At 56.1% G+C, this 23,611-nt stretch carries 20 protein-coding genes; 5 read left to right on the top strand and 15 right to left on the bottom strand.

The features are described from left to right. The first annotated feature begins 37 nt into the window (after window positions 1–37). Window positions 38–955 carry a flagellar protein MotY gene (locus KO499_RS14805; protein WP_215984568.1) on the top strand — a complete coding sequence of 306 codons (918 nt, stop codon included), beginning with the start codon at window positions 38–40 and terminating at the stop codon, window positions 953–955. Between the two features lie 5 nt (window positions 956–960). Here the strand turns inward: KO499_RS14805 and KO499_RS14810 are convergent, their stop codons facing one another. Further along, window positions 961–1,887 (bottom strand): histone deacetylase family protein, encoded by a 927-nt coding sequence (locus KO499_RS14810; protein ID WP_215984543.1) that lies wholly within the window; start codon window positions 1,885–1,887, stop codon window positions 961–963. 209 nt (window positions 1,888–2,096) lie between these two features. Here KO499_RS14810 and KO499_RS14815 point away from each other — a divergent pair, with 209 nt between their 5' ends. Then, window positions 2,097–4,841, top strand: a complete 2,745-nt coding sequence (locus KO499_RS14815) for a GNAT family N-acetyltransferase (protein WP_215984544.1) — start codon at window positions 2,097–2,099, stop codon at window positions 4,839–4,841. Between the two features lie 51 nt (window positions 4,842–4,892). Here KO499_RS14815 and rdgC read toward each other — a convergent pair whose 3' ends face one another. Genes rdgC through KO499_RS14855 form a run of 8 tightly spaced genes read right to left on the bottom strand, consistent with a single transcriptional unit; the run spans window position 4,893 to window position 10,660 of the window. Beyond that, entirely contained in the window at window positions 4,893–5,819 is a 927-nt protein-coding gene (gene rdgC / locus KO499_RS14820) for a recombination-associated protein RdgC (RefSeq protein WP_215984545.1), read from the bottom strand. Window positions 5,820–5,838: 19 nt separating this feature from the next. After that, complete coding sequence (locus KO499_RS14825; protein ID WP_215984546.1) at window positions 5,839–6,039, bottom strand: DUF2788 domain-containing protein; 201 nt, start codon at window positions 6,037–6,039, stop codon at window positions 5,839–5,841. A gap of 47 nt (window positions 6,040–6,086) precedes the next feature. Beyond that, window positions 6,087–6,857, bottom strand: coding sequence for a peroxide stress protein YaaA (gene yaaA, locus KO499_RS14830; RefSeq protein WP_215984547.1), 771 nt, complete (start codon window positions 6,855–6,857; stop codon window positions 6,087–6,089). Between the two features lie 12 nt (window positions 6,858–6,869). After that, window positions 6,870–7,103 carry a glutaredoxin family protein gene (locus KO499_RS14835; protein ID WP_215984548.1) on the bottom strand — a complete coding sequence of 78 codons (234 nt, stop codon included), beginning with the start codon at window positions 7,101–7,103 and terminating at the stop codon, window positions 6,870–6,872. Continuing rightward, window positions 7,103–7,852 (bottom strand): YciK family oxidoreductase, encoded by a 750-nt coding sequence (locus KO499_RS14840; RefSeq protein WP_215984549.1) that lies wholly within the window; start codon window positions 7,850–7,852, stop codon window positions 7,103–7,105. The genes KO499_RS14835 and KO499_RS14840 overlap by 1 nt, the downstream gene beginning before the upstream one ends. 57 nt (window positions 7,853–7,909) lie before the next feature. Continuing rightward, window positions 7,910–8,581: an HAD family hydrolase gene (locus tag KO499_RS14845; RefSeq protein ID WP_323133353.1), complete on the bottom strand. Its 672-nt coding sequence runs from the start codon at window positions 8,579–8,581 to the stop codon at window positions 7,910–7,912. Continuing rightward, the gene (gene ubiG / locus KO499_RS14850; RefSeq protein ID WP_215984551.1) at window positions 8,571–9,287 is read right to left on the bottom strand and encodes a bifunctional 2-polyprenyl-6-hydroxyphenol methylase/3-demethylubiquinol 3-O-methyltransferase UbiG; all 717 of its coding nucleotides are present in this window, start codon (window positions 9,285–9,287) and stop codon (window positions 8,571–8,573) included. The genes KO499_RS14845 and ubiG overlap by 11 nt, the downstream gene beginning before the upstream one ends. A gap of 35 nt (window positions 9,288–9,322) precedes the next feature. Beyond that, a complete protein-coding gene (locus KO499_RS14855) occupies window positions 9,323–10,660 on the bottom strand; it encodes a TRZ/ATZ family hydrolase (RefSeq protein ID WP_215984552.1) in 1,338 nt (445 codons plus the stop codon). A 111-nt stretch (window positions 10,661–10,771) separates the two neighbouring features. On the opposite strand from KO499_RS14855, the gene mtnA reads away from it, so the two are divergent. Continuing rightward, window positions 10,772–11,836, top strand: a complete 1,065-nt coding sequence (gene mtnA, locus KO499_RS14860) for an S-methyl-5-thioribose-1-phosphate isomerase (RefSeq protein WP_215984553.1) — start codon at window positions 10,772–10,774, stop codon at window positions 11,834–11,836. Here the strand turns inward: mtnA and KO499_RS14865 are convergent. From KO499_RS14865 to KO499_RS14880, 4 genes are all read right to left on the bottom strand, one after another. After that, window positions 11,825–12,625, bottom strand: a complete 801-nt coding sequence (locus tag KO499_RS14865) for a helix-turn-helix domain-containing protein (protein ID WP_215984554.1) — start codon at window positions 12,623–12,625, stop codon at window positions 11,825–11,827. The two genes, mtnA and KO499_RS14865, sit on opposite strands and share 12 nt — an antisense overlap. Before the next feature lie 19 nt (window positions 12,626–12,644). After that, window positions 12,645–14,828, bottom strand: a complete 2,184-nt coding sequence (locus tag KO499_RS14870; RefSeq protein WP_215984555.1) for a carboxy terminal-processing peptidase — start codon at window positions 14,826–14,828, stop codon at window positions 12,645–12,647. 252 nt (window positions 14,829–15,080) lie between these two features. Next, a complete protein-coding gene (locus KO499_RS14875) occupies window positions 15,081–17,231 on the bottom strand; it encodes a 3-hydroxyacyl-CoA dehydrogenase NAD-binding domain-containing protein (protein ID WP_215984556.1) in 2,151 nt (716 codons plus the stop codon). A 29-nt stretch (window positions 17,232–17,260) separates the two neighbouring features. Then, on the bottom strand, window positions 17,261–18,469 hold the full coding sequence (locus KO499_RS14880) for an acetyl-CoA C-acetyltransferase (RefSeq protein ID WP_215984557.1): 1,209 nt from the start codon (window positions 18,467–18,469) through the stop codon (window positions 17,261–17,263). Window positions 18,470–18,657: 188 nt separating this feature from the next. Between KO499_RS14880 and KO499_RS14885 the strand changes: the two genes are divergently transcribed. Then, complete coding sequence (locus KO499_RS14885) at window positions 18,658–18,921, top strand: late competence development ComFB family protein (protein WP_215984558.1); 264 nt, start codon at window positions 18,658–18,660, stop codon at window positions 18,919–18,921. Between the two features lie 13 nt (window positions 18,922–18,934). Here KO499_RS14885 and KO499_RS14890 read toward each other — a convergent pair whose 3' ends face one another. Beyond that, window positions 18,935–21,400 (bottom strand): DUF349 domain-containing protein, encoded by a 2,466-nt coding sequence (locus tag KO499_RS14890; RefSeq protein WP_215984559.1) that lies wholly within the window; start codon window positions 21,398–21,400, stop codon window positions 18,935–18,937. A 179-nt stretch (window positions 21,401–21,579) separates the two neighbouring features. Between KO499_RS14890 and KO499_RS14895 the strand changes: the two genes are divergently transcribed. Next, window positions 21,580–22,050 (top strand): regulatory protein RecX, encoded by a 471-nt coding sequence (locus KO499_RS14895; protein ID WP_215984560.1) that lies wholly within the window; start codon window positions 21,580–21,582, stop codon window positions 22,048–22,050. Window positions 22,051–22,070: 20 nt separating this feature from the next. On the opposite strand, the gene mltF is transcribed toward KO499_RS14895, so the two are convergent. Then, window positions 22,071–23,585, bottom strand: a complete 1,515-nt coding sequence (gene mltF, locus KO499_RS14900) for a membrane-bound lytic murein transglycosylase MltF (RefSeq protein WP_228340001.1) — start codon at window positions 23,583–23,585, stop codon at window positions 22,071–22,073. Window positions 23,586–23,611 lie beyond the last annotated feature (26 nt).

The following is a 23,611-nucleotide window of genomic DNA, read 5'->3' on the forward strand; positions in this document are numbered from 1 at the left end:
AGAACCTGTTAATTACCGGATACCAATGGCAAGCACTATGGGATTGCACCCTGGAAAACTCCTGAAAACAGTTCTGGCTGCCAGTCTTCTTGTCGTGCTTTTGCCGGCAGTCGCACAGCCAGCCAGCTATGGCGCCGGAATCGAAAACAGCCAATGGTATCTTGCTGAGTCAGTCTTCGAGTGCCGTCTGGTGCACGAGGTTCCCGGCTACGGGCGGGCGGTGTTCAATCATCGCGCAGGTGAAAGCCTCAGTTTTTTCCTGGAGTCCGAGTCTGCACCGATGCGACCTGGACGGGGATATCTCGTTGTGGAAGCGCCCACCTGGCGTCCGGGTGTTGCGCCAAAATCCATGGGTACGGTCAACGTTTCAGATGATCGCCGCCAGGTCTTTCTTGATACACGTCAGGCGATTGTTGTTGCCCACGGATTGCTGGATGGTATGCGCCCGACGGTCACCAGGGAATCCTGGTTTGATGGCCGACCGGTGCGGGTACAGGTCTCGAATATTAATTTTGCACCCGAGTATCAGCGTTATCAGCGTTGCACTTCGAACCTTCTACCGGTCAACTTTGATCAGATCCAGCGCTCGCGGGTGCCGTTTGCGAGTGGCAGCACGCAACTGTCAGACGCCGATCGTCAGTTGCTGGAAAATATCGTGGCTTATTTGAACGCAGATTCCACGGTTGAGAGGATTTTCGTGGATGGTCACAGCGACAGCATTGGCAGTCGAATCGATAACCGGGCGCTGTCGGAAGACCGTGCCAATGTGGTGGCGGACTACCTGAAGGCGCTCGGGGTCGATGAAGACATGATTACGGTTCGGGCCCACGGTGATCAGTACCCGGTATCCAATAGACCTGCAGATAACCGTCGAACCAATATCCGGCTGCAAAGGGCCGGTGATCGTCCGGAACTTCAGCAAGCTAACGGTTACGGGGGCGACTCTCGGGGCTGATTTCGTCAGTAAACCGAGTTCAGTACTTCGAGGTGGGCATTGACGCTTTCTGCCAGGGCCTTCAGATGGTAACCACCTTCCAGCGTTGAAATGATGCGATCATTGCTGTGCTCGTGTGCGACGTCCACGATCATTTCAGTCAGCCAGCGGTAATCCTCGGTATCAAGGTTCAGTTCCGCCATTGGATCCAGCCTGTGAGCGTCGAAACCGGCAGAAATCAGGATCAATTGTGGTTTGAAATCGTTAAGCCGCTGAAGCCAGCCTTCCTTCACCTGTTGCCGATACTCTTCAGCGGAGCAGTTGGCCTCAATTGGAATGTTCACGATATTGTCGGCCTGTCGGTGAACGTGGGAATGTGGATAGAAGGGATGCTGAAAGCTGGAGCACATCAGGATGCGCTCGTCACCACCGACAATGTCGACCGTACCGTTTCCCTGATGCACGTCGAAATCGACAATCGCCACCCGTTCCAGGTGATGAAAGCTCAGGGCGCGCATCGCCGCCAGGGCAATGTTGTTGTAAAAGCAGAACCCCATGGATTTCGCTCGCTCGGCATGATGACCGGGCGGCCGGGCGCAAACAAATGCATTGGTAACCTGGCTGCTCATAACCATATCCACCGCCTGCACATTGGCGCCGGCGGCCAGGCGTGCAGCCCTCAGGGTATCTGGCATCATGGCTGTGTCCGGGTCGGTGAACACGCGACCCCGGGTAGGCTGCATCAGGTCGAGTTGATGCAGATAGGTTTCAGGGTGCACTAACAGTAGCTGATCGCGGGTGATTTCCTCCGGCCGAACCCAGTCGAGTTTCTGATCCAGTCCGGTATCAGCCAGGTAGCTTTTGATGGCTGCCAGTCGCTCGGGACTTTCTGGATGCTCCGGCCCCATGTTGTGTTTCATGAAATCATCGTGGGAAAAGAATGCCGTAGTCATACGTCTCTGACTGCCTTCCTTATGCTTATATTTTCGTCAAGCTTATCAGGGAAAACTGCACGATGCCGTGTTTCTTTGGTCTTATAGGGCCGTTAGTCGTTTCACATCGGCGGATCAACGCCTAAGATAGGAGTTGCATTCATAACTAACCTGTTTTATTGCATTTATTTTCCCAATGGCCTGCCGGCCAGACACAAAGGAGAGTCAGCTTGAGCACCCGGTATCTGGAGAGCCTTTTCAATCCCGCATCCATTGCGGTGATCGGTGCGTCGGAGCGGGCAGACAACCTTGGCGGTATGGTATTGCGGAACCTGATGGGGGGTGGTTATCCGGGACGGTTGCTGGTCGTCAACCAGAACGATTATGACAACGTGCACGGAGTTCCCTGCGTCAAGAAAGTCTCAAAAATGGAGTTTTCCCCGGATCTTGCCATTATCTGTACGCCACCCGATACGGTGGCCAAGACGATCAAGCGGCTGGGGGAAGCCGGGGTACGCACAGCCATCGTTATGACAGGGGGTATGTCCCGTACCCACAGTAAAACCGGTCAGCCTCTGATGTACTCCGTGCGTGAGGCGGCGCGGGAAACGGGCATCCGGGTGCTCGGCCCCAACACGATTGGTCTGATGGTTCCGGCTCGCAGTCTGAATGCTACCTACGCGCATATGGGCGCGATCCCGGGCCGGGTTGCCTTTGTTGGTCAGTCCGGCACTATCGCCAGTTCGGTCATTGACTGGGCGTTCGCCAGGGGAGTGGGGTTCTCCTACTTTCTGACCCTGGGTGATGGTATGGATATCGATCACGATGACCTGATCGACTACCTGGCGCAGGACAGCCAGACCCGTGCGATTCTCCTCCATATCGAGAATATTCCCAATGCCCGACGTTTCATGTCGGCCGTCCGGGTGGCGTCTCGCACCAAACCGGTGATTGCCGTTAAATCCGGTCGGGTCCCGGAATCAGAATGGTTTCTCCACGACCTGCCCGACGGTCTGAACCGTAGTGATCCAATATATGATGCCATGCTGCAGCGGGCCGGTGTGCTCCGGGTAGACGGTCTTGGCCAGATGTTTGATGCGCTGGAGACGTTGACCCGAATGCGTCCTTTGCGCCGTGAAAGTCTGGCGATCATGGCGAACGGCGTTGGCCCGGGGGTACTGGCGGTGGATCGCCTTGCGGACCTGGGCGGAGAGTTGGCGGAGTTGTCGGATTCCAGTATCGAGGCTCTGGCCGAGCTTCTGCCGCCTTACTGGACTCGCAGGAACCCGATTGATCTTAACTATGATGCGTCTCCGGAGTTGTACGGTAAGGCCATCAAGATTCTGGCCAGGGATCCTGAAGTAGCCAATGTGCTGGTGATGTATGCGCCGAGTCTGACAGAGGACAGTCTGCAGATTGCAGACGCCGTGGTACAGGCTTCTAAGGGGACTCGCCTGAATGTGTTCACCTGCTGGCTTGGTCAGAGTACGGTCATGGATGCCCGGGAAGAATTCTACCGCGCCGGATTGCCATCGTTTTTCAATCCGGAAAAGGCGGTGATGGCGTTCATGCAGCATGTTCGTCATCAAAGAGTGCAGCGATTGCTGACGGAAACGCCGGAATCCTTTACAGATCACTTTGCCGACCGCACGCACACTCGCCGGGTGGTCATGAAGTCATTGCGCTCAGGGCGTTATCATTTATCCAATCGCGAAGCGCGTGAGTTGCTTCAGGATTACGGTATTAACACGATTGATACCATGTACTGTGACGACCTCGAGGAAGTGTTGGAAGTCTTCGCGGTGGAAAGACGCCCCATCGACATCACCATCATCCACGAAAAAGCCTGCCATCCTTTTCTGAACTTGAGTCCTACCCAGCGTCGATACAAAGGTACTGTGCAGAAGCTCAACAGCGAGGCGGCAATCATGGATTCCTGTCGCTACCTTATGGATGAATACCAGAACCACTTTCCGGGCAGCGGATTTCTCGGGTTTGCGGTTCAGCGTTCATACCAGCACGTGGGAGGTATTGAGTTCAGCGTAGGAATTACCCGTGACCCATTATTTGGTCCTCTGGTGGTGTGTGGCGCTGCCGGCGCCCAGATTAATGTTATGACCGACCGACAGATTGCTCTGCCTCCCCTGAACATGGTGCTGGCTCGGGAGCTTCTTCGTCGTACCTACATGTATAAATTGTTGAAAGAACACAGTCTGAAGCCGGAGGAGGATATTCGGGCGGTGTCTGAAACCCTTGTTACGCTTTCCCAGATCGTAATCGATATTCCTGAAATTCAGGGGCTGGAAATCGCGCCCTTGCTGTTCAACGAACAGGGGGCTGTGGCCGTCAATATCGCGATCAATCTGGCCGACAAGCCGGGCCGGCCGATCATTCAGCCGTATCCACGGGAACTGGAGGAATGGATTGTACTGCCGGCATCCGGGCGCAGGGTCATCATCCGCCCTGTGTTGGCTGAGGATGAGCCTGCACATCGGGTCTTTCACGAGCTGCAGTCACCGGAATCCATTCGCTACCGGTTCTTCCAGTACCGCAAGCATTTTTCCAGAGAAGATGTGGCCCAGATGGTGCAGATTGATTATGACCGGGAAATGGTCTTTATCGCCAATGCCCCCAGGGAAGATGGCGAGGGCGAGGAAACTCTGGGAACCGTGCGTACCTGGACGGACGCAGACAATCTGCAGTGTGAGTTTGCGGTGATGGTGCACGATAAGATGAAGGGAGAAGGCCTTGGTGTTGCCCTGATGCAGAAAATGATCGATTACTGCCGGGCCCGGGGCACCATGGAAATGGTCGGCAATGTGCTGCCGGATAATCGCCCGATGCTGCAGTTGGCGGAGCATATGGGCTTTGAAATCAAATTCAACACCGAAGAAGAGGTGATGGATCTGCGACTGGTTCTTAATGAACCGGAGAAAGACTGGCAGAGAGAGCGATTGGGGAAAAGCGCTCATTGAGAACCCCTGAAGCCAGATGAGAGGTTCATCTGGCTTCAGGGGAGAGTGGCTCTATTCTTCAACAATGGCCGAGCGGTCTTCACCGCCGAGCGCTTCCAGAAGACCGGGAATCAGTCGGGACAGCTCCAGGGTCATCAGTGTGAAAGCGGCGTCAAATTTGGCAACAGCGTCGTCCACGTCAACATCGTCCAGCTGTTCCTGCAGTGTTTCGCCGAATTTCAGGCGGCGAATACCGAGTTCCTCATCTAGCACGAACGAGACATTGTCATCCCAGGTCAGGGACAGCTTGGTCACCTGCATGCCCGCATCCAGATGGTTGCGGATCTCGTCTGCCTTCAGATCGAGCCCCTTACAACGCACGACACCGCCATCCTCGGACGGATCCTTCAGCTCACACTCATTGCCCAGAACCACCTTGCCGGGCAGATCGATGGACTCATTCAGCCACCCTGTGAAGGTAAAGGCCGGAGCCTGTTCCACGGCCGGGGGACGCACGGGTAATGAGCCCAGGCTCTTGCGCAGGGTTGAAGCCAGGTCTTCGGCCTGTTTGGCAGAGCCGGCATCCATTACCAGAACACCGTCCTGGAGCGCCAGGTAAGCGAAAGAACGACGATTCTTGGAAAAGGCTTGCGGCAGCATCTCCAGCATCACCTGTTCTTTGATTTCGTCTTTTTCCTTGCGCCGTACCTTGCGGCCCTGCTCGAATTCGATGGCTTCGGCTTTTTCTTCAACCGCTTCCTTAACAACCGGGCCGGGAAGGATTTTCTCTTCAGTGCGCAGCGCGACCAGGTGATAGCCGTTTGCACTGTGTACAAGCTGCTCCCCCCGCTTCCCTAATGGCGGCACCCAGCCCTGACGGCTGGTTTCCTGAGGCCCACAGGGCTTGAAAGCGTCGGCCTGAAGTTTTTCTTCCAGATCTTCGGCGGAGATATCAAACGGTTTGGTAAAACGGAATACGCGGGCGTTACGAAACCACATCAGGGCTGATCCTTGTCGTTCATAATTGCATGATCTCTACGAGTACGGTTTTAATAATAAAGCCCACAACGCCAGCCCCCAGGACAGTAAACAGGGCGATGGTGCCGAACCTGCCGGCCTGTGATTTTTTGGCCAGGTCCCAGACGATGAACCCCATCCAGACAATAAGGCCGGTCAGAAACACCAGCATGGCGATCTGGGAAAACACTGCTTCGTTCATTGCTTTCTCCGATATCAACGTGGATCAGGGGATCTCAGAATGAGCCCCTATTGTGCATCCCGCAGGAAAACCCAGTTGTTTTTATCGGATTGGTCTTCACTGAAGTAATAGCCGTCGAGGTTGAATCCTTTGAGGTCGTCGGCCTGAGTAATGCGGTTCTGAATGGCAAACCGACACATCAGGCCACGGGCTTTCTTGGCGTAGAAGCTGATCATTTTATACTGACCGTTCTTCCAGTCCTTGAATTGAGGGGTGACCAACCGTCCTTCAAGGTCTTTCTTCTTTACGCTTTTGAAATACTCGTTTGAGGCAAGGTTCACCAGTACCCCGTCACCGTCGGCCAGGAGTCGGTTAATTTCATCGGTGATGCTATGGCCCCAGAATGCGTAGAGGTCTTTGCCGCGCTTGTTCTCGAACCGGGTCCCCATTTCCAATCGATAAGGTTGCATCAGGTCCAGTGGCTTCAGAACCCCGTACAGGCCAGAAAGCATACGCAAGTGCTGTTGGGCAAACTCGAAATCCTGCTCGCTGAAGCTTTCGGCAGCCAATCCGGTGTACACATCGCCCTTGAATGCAAGCACCGCCTGGCGCGCGTTCTCAAGTGTAAACGGCGTATGCCAGTTGCCGAAGCGTTCAGCGTTCAGTTGGCCCAGCTTTTCGCTGATGCTCATCAGATTGCTGATCTGATGGGGCTCCAGCTCCTTGAGCTGATCGACCAGCTCGCATGCGGCGTCAAGAAATTCCGGCTGGGTATAGCTTTTGGTGGCCAGCGGACTTTCATAGTCCAGTGTTTTGGCGGGGGAAATAACCATCAGCATGTCAGGCAATCCTCATTGCAGGAATGTGAGTAATTCATCCCTGGTAAAAGGCCAGTCCAGTTCCGCACTGGTGTCGTTACGTCGCAGCACCGGTATCCGGGTGCCGTAACGTTCCACCAGTTCTTCGGACTGGGCAATGTCTACCACATCGACCGGAATGGGTTGTGGCAGAGGCGTATTTATAAGCAGGGATTCAGCAAGTTCGCACAAATGGCACTGGGACGTTGTATAGAAAAGCAGTTCCATTATTTTGGTTGTGCGTCCAGTTTCTGACCGTTCACGCCATGGCTGTCCTTGCCCATCAGATACAGGTATATCGGCATCAGGTCTTCCGGTGCCGGATTCTGCTGCGGATTCTCCGCCGGGTAGGCGTGGGCCCTCATGTTGGTGCGGGTAGCACCGGGGTTCAGGCTGTTGACCCGGACGTTGTGGCGTTCATCATCCAGCTCTTCAGACAGTAATTGGCTCAGGCCCTCGACGGCGAACTTGGAGACGGCGTAGGCGCCCCAGTAGGCTTTCGCCTTCCGGCCGACACCGGAGGAGGTGAAAATCACCGAGGCGTCGTCCGATTTGCGAAGCAGCGGAATCATGGCGCGACTGAGCAGGAAGGGTGCCGTCGCGTTTACCTGCATGACCTTGTTCCAGGTTTCCGGGTTGTACAGCTCCACCGGACTGCGGTCGCCCAGGATGCCCGCATTGTGCAGCAGTCCGTCCAGTTGACCGAAATTCTCTTCGAGAGTCATGGCCAATTCCTCATAGTCTTTCACCGCAGCCCCTTCAAAGTTCATGGGCACGATGGCAGGCTTCGGATGGCCGGCGGCCTCAATCTCGTCGTAGACCGTTTCCAGCTTGCTGACAGTGCGACCCACCAGTACGACGGTTGCACCGTGAGCCGCATAGGTTTTCGCCGCTACCCGGCCAATGCCGCTTCCGGCACCCGTAACCATAACGATGCGGTCTTTGAGAAGATCAGCGGGTGCTTGATAATCATGCATAACCTGTCTCCGTGTCAGGCTCTCACCGGTTGGAAACCGGATCCTAAAAATGGCGGCTCATTGTAACAGCTTTGCCAGGTCTGTGACGGTGTCTGCAATGACATCTGCTTGCCAGAGATCAATGGTCTCCGGCTGCTCGATATACCCGTAGCGGACAGCGATAGTCTTCATCCCGGCATTCCGGCCGGCTTCAATGTCCCGCTCGTGGTCGCCCACATAGATTCCGGAATCCGGCTTTGTCGCCATTTGCCGGCAGGCCAGCAGGAGTGCCTCCGGATGAGGCTTGCGCTCACTGACATGGTCGGGGCAGACCAGCGCAGAACAGCGGTCGGCAAGATCCAGTGCCGCGATCAGAGGAATCGCGAAACGGGCTGGTTTGTTGGTCACAATGCCCCATGGAATGTTCCGGTCCTCCAGGGCTTTAAGGAGTTCATCAATGCCCTCGAACAGCCTGGTTTCTACCGCTACACCGGCTTCGTAAAGATCGAGAAATGCGGTGTGCTTTTCCAGATATTCCGGGTGTTCAGGTTCCAGGCCAAAACCGATCCGGATCATCGCTTTTGCGCCGTTGGAAACGGATCGGCGAATGTGTTCCGGGGGAAGGGCGGCCAGACCATGCTGTGCCCGTAACTGGTTCAGGCAGCGGATAAAATCCGGTGCCGTGTCGATCAGTGTGCCATCGAGATCAAACAGGACAGCGGATATTTTATGATGGGTTTCAGGCTTCACGGATATCCCTGGCATGCATCAGATAGTTTACGTCCACATCCCGGCCCAGTCTGTAGACTTTGGTCACAGGGTTGTAGGTCATGCCGGTGAGTTCAGTGACATCCAGGCCTGCATGGCGCAGGTGATCGGACATTTCCGAAGGTCGGATAAATTTCTTCCACTCATGGGTGCCCTTCGGAAGCAGTCTGAGTACGTATTCGGCACCAACGATTGCGAACAGAAACGACTTTGGATTCCGGTTGATCGTTGACACGAACAGGTGACCGCCGGGCTTCAGCATGGCGGCACAGGCATTGATCACTGACGCCGGATCAGGCACATGTTCGAGCATTTCCAGGCAGGTAACGACGTCATACTGTCCAGCATGGTCACTATCCTGAGCCAGCTCCTCCACCGTAATCTGACGATAATCGACGTCTACGCCACTTTCCAGACCATGCAGCCTGGCAACGGCCAGGGGCGCTTCTCCCATATCTATGCCGGTGACATGGGCGCCGCGCTGGGCCATCCCCTCGGAGAGAAGGCCGCCACCGCAGCCTACGTCGAGAGTCCGCTTGCCGGCCAGAGACACCCGCTCATCAATGAAGTTCAGGCGCAGCGGGTTGATGTCGTGCAGGGGTTTGAATTCACTCGTGGGGTCCCACCAGCGGCTTGCCAGTGCCTCAAATTTGGCGATCTCGTTCCGGTCTACGTTCTGGTTTGTCATCGTCTGTTCTGCCTGGTGAATCAATAGAAAATCGGTTATTCAGCCTGTGTCCGGATGCGCCCGGCCCAGTCCTCAACCCGAAGCATGAGGTCGGCAACATCAATGCGGGTCAGGCGGCCGTCCTGTAGTTGAGGTACGCCATTAATCCAGCTATGGCTTACTGAGCGGCCGTGATTGCTGTAGACCAGATGGGATGCGGGATCATAGACCGGTTGTAAAAAAGGGTCACTCAGGTCAATAGCAATAATGTCCGCCAGCTTGCCCTCGACCAGCGAACCCAATTCATGCGCTCGTCCCAGGGCCCGGGCACCATTGATCGTCGCCATCTCCAGTGCTTTGTGTGCCGATAACGCAGAGGCGTCTGCGGCGACCACCTTGGCAATCATGGCGGCTGTGCGCAGTTCCCCGAACAGATCCAGATCGTTGTTGCTGGCCGCACCATCGGTGCCAATGGCGACATTTATTCCGTGATCGAGAAGTTTCTGGGTTGGACAAAAGCCACTGGCCAGTTTCAGATTCGACTCCGGACAGTGGATAACCTGGGCTCCGGACTGCTTCAGAAGGCCTATGTCCCCGTCATCGATCTGCGTCATATGCACGCATTGAGTTTCAGGACGGAGTACGCCAAGGTCCGCCAGCCGGGTGGTAGGCCGCTTGCCCAGCTTTTCGCTGGCCTCGGCAACCTCGAACGCGGTTTCATGAAGGTGAATCTGGATCGGCGCGCCCGATGACTCTGAAAGCCGGGCGGCTTCGACCATGGGGCCGTCTGAAACCGTGTAGGGCGCATGGGGGCCAATGGCAGGCATGATGTATCCATCGGCTTTCCAGGTATCAATGAAGTCCGCGCCTTTGCTCAGGTATTCGTCCGGACCTGAACCCCAGGGCGTGGGAAAATCGAGCAGGGGAAAGCAGATCTGGGCACGCATGCCGGCATCGTGGGCGATCTGTGCGGCGATTTCTGGAAAGAAATACATGTCGGAAAAGGTGGTGGTGCCCGTACGCAACATTTCGGCCATGGCGAGTTGGGTACCATCGGCAATGAACTGTTCACTGACAAAACGACCTTCAGCCGGCCAGATATGGTCGTTCAGCCAGGTCATCAGTGGGAGGTCATCTGCCATGCCGCGAAACAGCGCCATGGCTGCATGGCCATGCATATTGATCAGGCCCGGCATCACCACATGATGCAGCAGATCGACGGTTTCACGGGTTCGGAATGACCGGTCTGCCTCCGTTTGCGGGATGATTGCGGCAAGACGGTTGCCCCGGATGATGATGGCCTGGTTTTCGAGCACCGTATTTGCCGGTTCGATTGGAATCAGCCAGCGTGCGTTGATGCGGATATCGGCTGCGGTGATGGTGTCTGCGGTCATTAACCCTGCCTTACAGCGCTTGACGCGGAGCGGCCGCGCCTTGGAAATGTAGGCCGGAAGTATAACCGTTATACTGGCAGTTTTCAGCGATGGAAAACCGGAGCAGCTTTTATGGTAACAACCCCGAAATCTTCCTCTGACCGCAGCATTGGCACTGTCGCATTGCGCTGGCATGGCAGCAGCCTCGAGTTGCTGGATCAACGCCTGCTGCCGGGAGAGGAGCACTGGATTACGCTCGAGGGAGCATCCGGTGTGGCTCAGAGTATTCGGGACATGGTGGTTCGGGGTGCCCCGGCGATTGGTATCAGTGCCGCCTACGGCGTAGCTCTGGCATCGAGACACGCTGGTGGTGGCGACTGGAAGGCAGAGATAAAGCAGTCCATTCGCGAGCTGGCAGCTTCGCGTCCTACGGCGGTGAATCTGTTCTGGGCACTGCAGCGCATGGAGCGGGTGTTTCACGCCTGCCACTCGCTGGATGAAGCCGTGAAGCGACTGGCCCGGGAGGCCGAAGCGATCCACGAAGAAGACCTTGCTGCCAATTTTGCCATGGCAGATCACGCACTGGAGTTTATCGGAACGGAGAAACCGATCTCGGTGCTGACGCACTGCAATACAGGTGCACTTGCGACCGGCGGCTATGGCACAGCCCTGGGCGTGGTTCGCAGGCTGAATGAGACCAAACGCCTGAAAAAAGTCTATGCCGATGAGACTCGGCCCTGGCTTCAGGGCAGCCGCCTGACGGCCTGGGAATTGTCCCGGGATGGCATTCCCGTCACGCTGAACGCCGATGGTGCTGCCGCCTCAATTATGGCCCGCAACGACGTGCGCTGGGTGATTGTCGGCGCGGACCGAATCACAGCCAATGGCGATGTCGTTAACAAAATCGGTACATACAGCCTTGCGGTTCTGGCTCGTCACCACAACGTGGGTTTTATGGTGGTTGCGCCCTCAAGCACCGTGGATATGGCCATGGCGTCAGGGGCAGATGTGCCCATTGAGGAGCGTGACGGCATGGAAGTTCGGGAGATCCGGGGTATCCCGCTGGCGCCAGCAGGGGTTAACGTATTCAACCCGGTCTTCGATGTTACGCCGGCCAGTCTGATTGACGCCATTGTCACCGAAAAAGGTGTGGTGCATAACCCGAATATTACCGGTATGCGGGCGCTATTTGGTTGACGGTGGGGTACCCTCCGGCCCTTTTTTTCTGACCTTTGGTTTGACTGGCGGGGTGTTTGCGTCCGGATCTTTGTCTTCGTAGGCGCCCCGTAGTTCGGCCACCTGCTGTTCCTGTTCCTCAATAAAGTGCAGAGACATCTCAAAACTGTGGCGGGTGAACTCCAGCACTTTCTGGAAACCTTCATCCGAGAGCGTGCGCGCGTCGTCGTGCCGGCGGAAGATGTTGATGAATTCCCGCTCCCGCTCAAACTGCAGGGGCAGTCTACCCACACCCCAGTCGTTCAGAATCTGCCAGACTTCGGGATTGTAATTGCGGGTGGTGCGCATGATGAAAGGAATGGGGTCGTTCCGGGCAATGAGAGCTGCCAGCCGGAGAATAAGTTCGAACGACAGGGTTGCGGTACCATTCTCGATGGCTTCCAGGACCGATTTGTCCCGAAGGTTCAGAGCCTCGCTCATTTCTGACAAGGTCAGGCCGGCCACTTCCCGGATGTCTTTGAGAGACTGGCCTGCAGTAAGCATCGCGCGCAGCTGGTCCTGAGAATTGATCAGTGCCCGCCCAACCCGTAGTGATGTATCGGTCGCTTTGACCCCGAACCTGAGTGCCGATCCGGTGAGGCTTGCCAGACGGTCGATGAATCCATCTGGCGTTCGTTCCTGAGTGACCGGTTTCTCCAGTCCCTCCACCTCTTCCAGTGAGCGCATGGCGTGAAGCGCATCCAGAAGCATGTCCTGAAGTATTCTCGCTTTCTGCGGGCCATCCTGCCCGCTGGCGTCTTTGCTGGTCATTGGACCCGCTGGCGTCCGTTTATCGACTAGTAGCCGCGGTTGCCGCCTGTGCCGCCAGCTGCTGCGGATTCAGGATGGAGGCCATGCGGTTATCCAAGTCCAGCATGTCCGCCATAATATGGCCGCCTTCCCGGATGACGAAATCCAGCTCTTCGTCTGAGGAATTCAGATCTGCCGCCTGCTGGTCCTGCCAGTCTTCAAGGTCCTCAAGAGAATCGAACGAAGGTTGTCCTTTCAGCTCCCGTCTGGCGTTCGCGATCGCCAGGCGAGTGCGTTCAATTTGCTCGTGCTGGGCGCGACGTTCTTCGAAGTTGAGGCTGACACTGTCTGTCGCGCGCTGTTCGGCCAGGAAGTTGATCTCCTGTTGCAGCAGGCTGAACTCCGGGTTAGTTGAAAAGCGTTCTTCATGACGCCTGCGAAGCTCGTCGATGATGCCGCTGAAGTCGAAGTAACGGGTATGGGGCACCGCTTCGATCTGGTCCCAGGGCAGGGCGTGATCAAGAGCGTCCTCGCCAATCCTGGTTTTGTCGATACGGGACGGAATCTCAATGTCCGGTATCACGCCCTTGTGTTGGGTGGAACCGCCCGACACCCGGTAAAACTTTGACTGGGTAATCTTCAACTGGCCATGATTCAGCGGACGTACAGCCTGCACAGTGCCCTTGCCAAAGGTCTGTGACCCCACGACAAGCCCACGACCGTAGTCCTGAATGGCGCCGGCGAAGATCTCGGATGCGGAAGCGCTCATGCGGTTTGTGAGGACCACCAGCGGACCATCGTAGGCTACCGAAGGATCGCCATCGTTCAGTACCTGCACATCGTTGCTCGCATTTCGGATTTGCACGGTGGGGCCTTTATCGATAAACAGGCCAACCAGGTCGTTGGCCTCGTGCAGTGCGCCACCACCATTATTACGAAGGTCTATAACCAGTCCTTCCACACCTTCGGCTTCCAGTTCTTCGATGAGCTTGCGGACGTCCCTGGTTGTGCTCTTGTAATTGGGATCACCGGCCTGCATGGCCTGGAAATCGGCATAGAAGGTTGGAATGGTAATGACACCAATCGCGTATTCCTTGCCACTGCGCTCCAGACGAATGATGTCCTTGCTGGCACTCTGTTCTTCCAGTTTCACTTCATCCCGCTTGATGGCAATAGCTTCCGTAATGGTTTCATCGGAGGCATTGGCCGGGATGACTTCGAGCGTCACCGTTGAATTCCGCGGTCCACGAATCAGATCCACAACCTCGTCAAGGCGCCAACCAATGACGTTTACAGGTTTTTCGTCTTCCTGGGCAACAGAGACAATCCGATCAGCGGGTTGAAGCTGGCCCTGGTTGGAGGCCGGGCCGCCGGGGACCAGCCGAACTACCTTGGTGTATTCGTTGTCTGACTGGAGGACGGCACCAATGCCTTCCAGGGAAAGGCTCATGTTGATGTTGAAGTTTTCAGAGGTGCGCGGCGAGAAGTAGGACGTATGCGGGTCCCACATGCCAGTGAAAGCGTTCATGTAGGCCTGGAAGGCGTCTTCGCTGCGAGCCTGATAAGCACGCTTGAGCTGACCCTCATAACGGCGGCGAAGAGCCTCAACGATAGCTTCATCATCCGAACCGTTCAGTCGCTGGGCCAGGACCGCGTTCTTGATGCGCTTGAGCCAGAGGGCATCCAGCGCATTGGCGTCGGATTCCCAGTCCACCTCGGATCGGTCAACCAGAATGCTCTCGTTTGTCGAGAAATCCAGAGTGTCCAGGCCCTTGTCGATGGTTTCGAGGGCGAACTGCAGGCGTTCAATGATGCGTTGCTGGACGAGATTGTAGATATCGAAACCTGGCTGTAGCTGGCCGGTTTTCAGGGCTGAACCCAGCTGGGTCCGGATCTTGTCGAACTTGCCGATGTCTTCCTGGGACAGATATATGCGCTGACCGTCAAGGTAGTTCAGGTAAGCGTCGAAGACGTCTCCGGATAATTCATCGCTGATACCCAGGTCACGGAAATGCGTGAACTGGAGCTGGCGGGCGATCAGGATATTGGCCCGAGCCTGGTCTATCGTCGGTGCAACCGGCTGGTAGACAGCTGGAGAATCAACTTTGGCCTGCAAGCCCAGTGGTGTCGACAGCAGTAGTGCAACGGTTATTGCCTTGCACACCCCGAACCGACCAGATCCTGCCGGAGAACGACGAGCCATAATTCTTTCCGAGATGGTCATAGATGCATACCTGACGGTGTGGGGGAGAAACCAGTGATACCTGAGTGGATCTACCCGTGAGCGATTAAATTTATTGTAGGCAAGCACTACACCCGATGCCATAGGCAGGGCGTATCGGTTCGTGACAATCTGTCCATGAAGGCGCCAGGTTGGTAACCGGATAGAGCTCGGGCGGGCGGCACTGTTACCTGCGGGAAGCGTCACCGGGAGGAAAGGTTGTCCCTCCCGGGAGTTTGCCAGTGGGGTGTTGAATCAGGAAAACGGGATGTTCATCTCTGCCTTTTCCTGCAACAACTTGGGTGGAGCAAAGCGCTCGCCATAGGCGTTGGCGAGCTCGGTTGCCCGCGCTGTGAAAGCTCTCACACCATACTGGTTAATGAACTGAATGGCGCCGCCTGTCCACGGCGCATAGCCAATGCCGAAGATGCTGCCGATATTGGCATCTGCCACCGTGCGCAGCACACCTTCCTCCAGGCAACGGACCGTCTCGATGGCCTGGATGAAGAGGATCCGGTCCTTCAGTTCCTCCAGCCGGGCGGCTCTGGCATTGTCTGCATCTACGAACAGGTGTTCCAGCTCCGGCCACAGGCGTTTCCTGCCGTTGGCCGGGTAATCATAGAAGCCGGCGCCGGTGGCTTTGCCCTTGCGCCCATGTTCGTTAACCATTGCATCGATCACCGATTCGGCCGGGTGGGCATTCCAGGAACCGCCAGAGGCTTCGGTATCCTTTTTGCTCTGGTCACGGATGTGTTGCATCAGGGTCATGCTGACTTCGTCGGAAATGGCCAGAGGCCCGACAGGCATGCCTGCGAGCAGGCCGGCGTTTTCAATACTGGCGGGGTGTATGCCTTCCCCCAGCATGCAAATGCCTTCGTTAACAAAGGTTCCAAAGACCCGTGATGTGAAAAAGCCGCGGCTGTCATTCACTACCACCGGGATTTTGCCGATCTGCTGCACGTAATCGAACGAACGTGCCAGGGTTTCGTCGGAGGTTTGTTCGCCAACAATGATTTCCACCAGTTGCATCTTGTCCACGGGAGAGAAGAAGTGCAGGCCGATGAAGTTCTCGGGCGTTGCCGAAGCGCCGGCGAGCTGGGTGATGGGAATAGTGGACGTGTTGGAGGCGAAAATCCCGTTTTCGATGAGCTTGGGTTCGGCCTCCTGAGTGACGCTAGCTTTCAGCCCGCTGTCTTCGAACACAGCCTCGATAATCAGATCACAGTCTTCCAGATCGTCCGCGGATGCCGTGGCCTTGATTCGACCGAGGATGTCCGATTTCTGTTCTTCGGTCATCCGGCCACGGCTGACCTTCTTGTCCAGAAGCTTTTCTGAGTAGCTTTTGCCTTTTTCTGCCTTTTCCACAGAGACGTCTTTCAGCACAACCTCGATACCTCGGGTGGCCGTGGAATAGGCAATGCCTGCGCCCATCATGCCGGCACCGAGCACGCCCACCTTGCGGAAGGTGTTTTTCTCAACCCCGGCAGGACGGCTGCCGCCAGCCTTGATTGCGTTCAACTGAAACCAGAAGGTGCCGGTCATGTTCTTGGCGATCTGCCCAATCACCAGTTCGGCAAAATACCGGGTTTCGATCAGACTGCCGTTGTCGAAGTCCACCTGGGCGCCTTCTACGGCGGCGGAGAGGATACGTTCCGGGGCCGGATAACAGCCTTTGGTTTTCTGCTTCAGCATGGCCGGGGCGATGGCCAGCTTCTGGGCCATCGCCGGATGGTGCGGGGCTCCGCCGGGGAATTTGAATCCTCTCTGATCCCAGGGTTGCCGGTATTCCGGGTTGGCGTCAATGAACGCCCGGGCCTTGTTGATCATGTCCTCTGTAGAGTCTGCCAGTTCGTCAACAATGCCGGCTTTCAGAGCGGCCTTCGGGTTCACCTTTTTGCCTTCCATCAAGAACAGAAAGGCTGCCTCAAGGCCAATCGTTCGAGGAAGCCGTTGGGTGCCACCGCCACCGGGCAGCAACCCGAGAGTCACCTCAGGAAGGCCCAGCTGGATGCTGTCCTGGTTCATGACAACCCGGTGATGACAGGCGAGGGCAATTTCGAGACCTCCTCCGAGTGCGCTGCCGTTGATCGCAGCAACGACGGGTTTACCGCAGGTCTCAAGAAAGCGCATGTCGGCTTTGAGGCCGTTGACCATATCCTCAAAAGTCTTGGCGTCTTCCCGGGTGACCCTGTGCAGCTCTTTCAGGTCGCCGCCCGCAAAAAATGTATTCTTGGCCGACGTAATGATGACACCCCGGATATTGTCCAGGTCGCTCTGGACCTTCGCGATGGCATCCGAGAGAGCCTCCCGGAAGACTGCATTCATTGTGTTGGCAGACTGGCCGGGCATGTCGATGGTAAGGGTCAGGATCTGGTCTGCCCCGAGCTCATATTGGATAGCATTCATGATCGGTTCTCCTGAGAAAGTGGATGGGGTCAGACGCGCTCAATGATAGTGGCAATACCCATGCCGCCACCCACGCAGAGGGTGGCCAGACCGTAGCGCAGTTCGCGGCGTTCCAGTTCATCAAGCAGGGTGCCAAGGATCATGGCTCCGGTGGCCCCCAGCGGGTGGCCCATGGCAATGGCGCCGCCGTTCACATTCACTTTCTCGTCAGGAATCGAGAGTTCCCGCTGGAAGCGCATGACGACCGAGGCGAAGGCCTCGTTTACTTCGAACAGGTCGATCTGATTCGCGCTCATGCCTGCCTTCTCCAGCGCTTTGCGTGCGGCCGGTGCCGGGCCGGTCAGCATGATGGTCGGGTCGGTACTGGTAACGGCTGTAGCGACGACGCGCGCGCGCGGTGTCAATCCCATGGCTTTGCCCTTGGCTTTGCTGCCAATCAGCATGGCGGTGGCACCATCGACAATGCCGGAGGAGTTACCGGCGTGGTGCACGTGGTTGATCTTCTCGACGTAGTGGTACTTTTCCCGGGCGACACCGTCGAAGCCCATGTCTCCCATCATCTGGAAGGAGGGTTTCAGTCCGGCAAGGCTTTCCAGAGTAGTATCAGCGCGTACATGTTCATCACGATCCAGAATAATCACGCCGTTCTGATCGGTGACCGGAATGATGGATTTGCGGAAGTGGCCGTTTTGCCAGGCATTGGCCGCTTTCTGTTGGGATTTCACGGCAAAACCATCCACGTCTTCACGACTGAAGCCCTCAAGCGTGGCAATCAGGTCTGCTCCGATACCCTGAGGCATGAAGCCGGTGTGCAGGTTGGTACCGGGGTCCGTGGCCCAGGCCCCACCATCGGAGCCCATTGGTACACGGGACATGGCCTCCACACCACCGGCAACTACCATGTCTTCCCAGCCTGAGCGTATTTTCATGGCGGCCAGATTGACTGCTTCAAGCCCGGATGCGCAGAAGCGGTTCAGGGTAACGCCTGCTACTTTTTCATCCCAGTCGGCCGCCAGAGCTGCGGTTTTGGCAATATCGGCACCCTGATCGCCCACCGGCGTGACGCAGCCCATCACAATGTCATCCACCTGAGCCGTATCCAGGCTGTTTCTGTCCTGCAGTGCATGGAGTACCGTGGTTAAGAGAGTGATGGGTTTGACGCTGTGAAGGGATCCGTCTTTTTTGCCACGCCCCCTCGGGGTGCGGACTGCATCGAAGATATAGGCCTCGGTGGTCATTGCTTGTCCTCTGTTCGTATTATTTTCACGATGAATATACCGATGCCTTAACCATAGCCGGTCGGGACTGCGGGTTGTAATGACGCGGGCTGCCAATCGCATTGGCGAAATTGCTCATCAACCATGACAAGCGGAGGCGTGGCTTCTATGGTGATAGAAACTGCAGGCAAATTCAGGAGGCGCAAGCCATGTCTCTGCGAGATGCGATCGACAATTTCTACGAGCGACTGGTGGTGGATGCCGTAGAAGCAACGCGAGTGGAATCCGACACACCGGACTTTCTCACCGACGTTGTGTGCGTGGCGCTCAACCGCCTGCCCACACGGTATTATCGTCACTCAATCGATATGATGTTCTATCTGGCGGATGAAGAGCTCAAAGCCATGAAACAAAAATCCCTGGCCGCTGTGAAAGAAGCCAGGGATTTTGTGAAGGAGCATCAGCGGGAGTAAACCGCTGCCGGCATCAGGCCGGATTCAGTTTGGCAAGGGCCTTGTTCAGGCGTTCGGCGAGTTCGCTGTTTGCGTCTTTACCGACCCCACCAAGGCACCAGTTTGCGACGAGCGTTTCCAAATCCTGCATCAGATCGTTGCTGTTATCCGTTGAACCCATACCATCTGCCAATCGCCGGACCTGAATTTCCATGCGACGTTGCTGGTCTGTCTCGGGAGACGGCACACCGCACAGTATTTCGGCCCGGATCACCAGCTCCAATGGATCGCGGAGGGCCGAGGTTTCCGCCAGAGCAGGCCAGTGTTGCGGCACTGAGTCATTTTCGATTTCGGCGCTCGTTGCGGTGGTAACGAGAGCCTGCCACGACGCTAATTTTGCCTGAAGCCCCAGGCTTGACAGGATCTGGTTCAGCCTTTGCTTTTCATGCTGAACCGACTCTCGCACGCCCTTCGACAAAGCAGATGAATCGATCGTTTGTAGCGTCGACAGCGCAGCCGATATGTCCTGTTCATCATTGTCTGCAGATATTGCAGAAGTCTTCTGAAGGCTCGTTTGTGCGAACGTGTCGGCGGCTCGCGATGCCTGCTGTTGTTCTGTGCGCTCAGCATCGCGGCGGGCAAAGATCTGGTCACAGGCTTTACGGAAAGCCTGCCAGAGTTTCCGGTCTTCGCGATGACGAGTAATTCCGATGGCTCGCCAATCCCCTTGTAGCGCCTTGGCCTGATTCATGGCTTCCTGAAGTGATTCATGGTCAATCAGGGCTTCGGCTTTTTCGACGATTGCCTGTTTGAAGCCTTCATTCTTTTTGCGCTCTTCATCCAGCGGTGCCTCAAGCTTTTTGAGGAGCTCATCGAAGCGTTTCTGAACAGCACGATTATCCCGGAATTCTACTGGCCAGGCTTCCTTCCACTCCTGACGCGCAGTCTGATGGATGCGTTCGGCGGCCTTCCAGTCGATTGATGACCAGTCGGTATTCTCAAGGAAGCTTTGGAGTTGTTCACAGATGGCGGATCGCTTCTCAAGGTTGGCCTGCTTGAGGCCGGACTTCGCCGAAAAATAGGCCTTGCATGGCTCATAGGCTTTGTCGGAAGCGGCTTTGAAGCGAGACCAGAGGCTGCGGTCGGAAGAACCGCCAAGTTCCCGCCACTCGTTCTGCAGGTCTTTGATCCGTTCTGCCTTGGCTTCCGGGTCCATTGGCTGGTCTGCCAGGTATTCCATTTGTTCGCAAAGCGCGATCTGCTTGGGTTCGGTAGCGAAGCCCTGCCAGTCTGAGAGCTCCCGTAGTTGTCCGGTCAGCAGTTGTACCCGGGCCTGATAGGGTTTGGCGTGGTGTTGATCCAGGTCGCGGAAATGCTGCTGGGCGGTTTTGAACAGTTGCCTGGACTCTTTAAGTTGTTTGGCCTCGAGAGCTTCCTCTAGCTGTTTCAGATCGGCTTCAAGCCGAGCCACCAGGTCTTTTTGGCGATTCTCATCGCCTCGCGCCGCGGTTGTAGTTTTGGGCCTGCCGATCAGCTTTCTCAGTGGCTCCAGAAGGACTGGAGTGGGATAGCTTTCCGGCCAGTTGACCTCGGCCAGCAGGGCTTTGGCCTGCGCAAGCTGTTCGACCGGAACGTCGTTTTCACCTTCAGCCTGGGTGCCGAGCTCGATGATGGTATCCCGGTTCTGGGTAATTCGACGCACAGCACTGAGATAGCTGCGCAAATCGAGCATCGCCGTCTCGTAGGATTTCTGTTCCTGTTTGTCTACCGAGGTGTCCCGCGTCGCTTCCAGCCAGCGGTTCTCCTGAGTCTTCTGCAGCGCATCAAGAGAAGCGAGTGAGGGCATTGTCTCGGGGGGTTGTGCCTTGAGATCTCTCAGTGTGCGAGCCAGCAGATCCAGGGTTTCTCGGCGTTGCAGTTGTTGCTCACGTTCGCGCTTTTCATTTTCTGCAGCGGACTGCAGGGCCGCGAGGCGCTCTTTGCACCGGTGTACTGATTCGAGGAACGCCTGGGTCTGCTCAGGTGTGGCGTGACCTTCAACGTCTGCCCATTGTCGCAACAGAGTTTCGAGTCGAGCCTCGTAAAGCTTGGTATCGTCGCTTTTAGCCTGATCCTGAGCGGAACGGATCAGGGTCGCAATGGTCTGACTGATACTGTCCAGTCGGGCCTGTTCTTCACGGCGTTTGCGGAGCGCCGATTTGACTGTTTGATAAACACCTTTATCCCGGCTTTTGGCCAGTTTCTGTACATCGAGCAAGGTGCTTTCGTCAGTCAGCCTGCCGGCGGCGGTCTGTCGAATTTCCGCGGTAACGCCTGCGATGGCAAGTTCGGCCAGGACACTCTGTGACGGCGAGCCCTCCAATGTTCCGAGTTGTTCCTCTCTCAGGCTGGCCCGGGTATCCTCCTGCTCAACAGGTTCGGCCAGAGCGGCTTTCTGGGGTTTTTGAGTTACCTCGGGTGTTTTGCGGGATCTGAACAGTTTCTGAATGAACGCAGCCATAAGAGTATCCTTGGGTGTTGAAACCAGTTCACGGTATCGGGCAGAGTTTTTGCCGCCACCGGCCGTCGGCCTCAGGTTCAAGAGACCGGGTAGTTTTACTGGACAGAGTTATCGGCTGACCAGCGGGAAGAATTCGCGGCTAGTCTAGCGTTTTGAGTACGTATGCGGAAAGGGTCTATATGGCAAAACAGGAAAATCAGGACGATCAGGAGCACAGGGCCCGGGCAACGGCGCTCAGATTGCTGGCCAGAAGGGAACATAGCCGCCTTGAGTTGAGCCTGAAACTTCGTCAGCGAAAGGTGTCGGGTGACATTATTGACGCCGTTCTCGATGAGTACGAAGCAGAGGGCTGGCTTGATGATGAACGGTTTGCAGACGTTTATGCTCGCCAGAGAATGGATCTCGGATACGGACCGCTCCGCATTCTGGGCGAGCTTCAGCAGCGTGGGGTATCCAAGGTTCCAGAGTGCGTTGAGGAAATGAGCGACGAAGATTGGTGCCAGAAGGCGATCGGAATCCGGGATAAACGGTTTGGTTTGGTGGATCTCAGTAAAGACTGGGACGAAAAGGTTCGTCAGGCCCGTTTTCTTAATCGTCGGGGATATTCTGCCCAGCAGGTGGAAAGGGCCCTTGAAGCTTGTGAAGGTTAACTCTGTGCACGTCAGATAGGTCAGAGGGTTGGTGGAATTGTGCTGAGCTCGGCAGGCAGACCTGCACGGAGTGATTCGTCTGGCTGCAGATCATCTGTCACCAGCCCTGGATTCTGGTTTTCCTCCATCTGTACGATAGGAGCTTCTTGCACCGGCGCTGGGATGCCTGGTTCGTTGAGCCGGGCCAGAACATCATAGTAACGCCGGATGTTCTGAACGTAGAGCACCGGTTCATGCCCTCGTGCGTAGCCAAAGCGGGTTTGGGTATACCATTCCTTTTGGGCCAGTAATGGTAAGAATTCCTTAACATCCATCCACCGGTCGGGATCTTTTCCGGCACCTTCGGTCAGTCGGCGGGCGTCTTCAAGATGTCCGTACCCGACATTGTAAGAGGCGAGTGCAAACCAGGTGCGATCCGGCTCGGGAATTCGTTCCGGGATTTTCTCGTGCACGATCTGGAAATACTTGGCACCGCCCTGAATGCTTTCTTCTGCATCGAGTCGGTTGTTGATACCAATTTGACTGGCAGTATTACGGGTCAGCATCATCAGGCCGCGCACGCCGGTTGGGGATACCGCATTGGGGCGCCAATGGGACTCCTGGTAACCGATAGCTGCGAGTAGGCGCCAGTCCATGTTGTAGTTGCTGGCATAGTCGCGAAACAGAGGCTCGTATTTGGGCAAGCGGTTTTCGACATGATGCATGAAGGTGCGGGCACCGACGTAATTGAGCTGATCCAGGTGGCCATAGAACCGCTCTGAAATCTGGGCCAGAGTGCCGCTGTTCTCCAGGGTTTCCAGAAACTGGCGGGCTGCTTCCGCCAGAGACTCATCCTGTGCTGAAGGGAAAAACCAGGCCAGTTTGCCTGGCTCTCCAACGCTAAAAGCTTCTTTCACCATCGGATAAAATACGTGGTTCAGATCGAGCTCGTTGGAGGAAACGATTGCATAAGGAAATTCACCGCTTTCAACCCGGGCAAGGATGCCGGCAGCGTCGAGCCCCGGATGGACCTGCCATTGAAGCGTATCGTTATCCTTGCGAGCGGAAGCAAGGCGTTTCACGTGGTCGCTGTCGGCGACCACGTGTACGGTTTTTCCGGTCAGATCGTTCAATGACTCCGGGCTTTCCACATTGCGATTATAAACGAGGATCGATTGTGCGGTTATGCCATTGGCTACGATATGGTATTGGTCTGAAGTATCAGGCTGGCTAGAAAGTCCCAGCATGCCGAGGTGAGCATAGTTTTGATTCAGGACCGACAGGATCTCGGTATTGTTATCTGCGACGCGAATTCGGAGTTTAACGCCCAGCGAGTCGGCAAACAGCTTTGCCAGTTCATAGTCGTAGCCGGTGGGGGTGTCGTCGTTATCCACGTAAATAGAGGGGGCCGTGCGGGTGATAACATGCAGCACACCTTCGTCCCGGATTTCCTGCAGCGTGCTGGGCTGAGAGCATCCAGTCAAAACAAAAGCGATGCCAAGGCAAAGTAGCTTGCCAGCGGATGCTTCTTTTAATGCAGAAAATACTCTGGGCAAATTCCTGATCTCCGTCACGACTGGAA

The sequence above is a fragment of the Marinobacter sp. F3R08 genome (assembly GCF_018860425.1).
In the GTDB taxonomy this organism is placed as follows: domain Bacteria; phylum Pseudomonadota; class Gammaproteobacteria; order Pseudomonadales; family Oleiphilaceae; genus Marinobacter.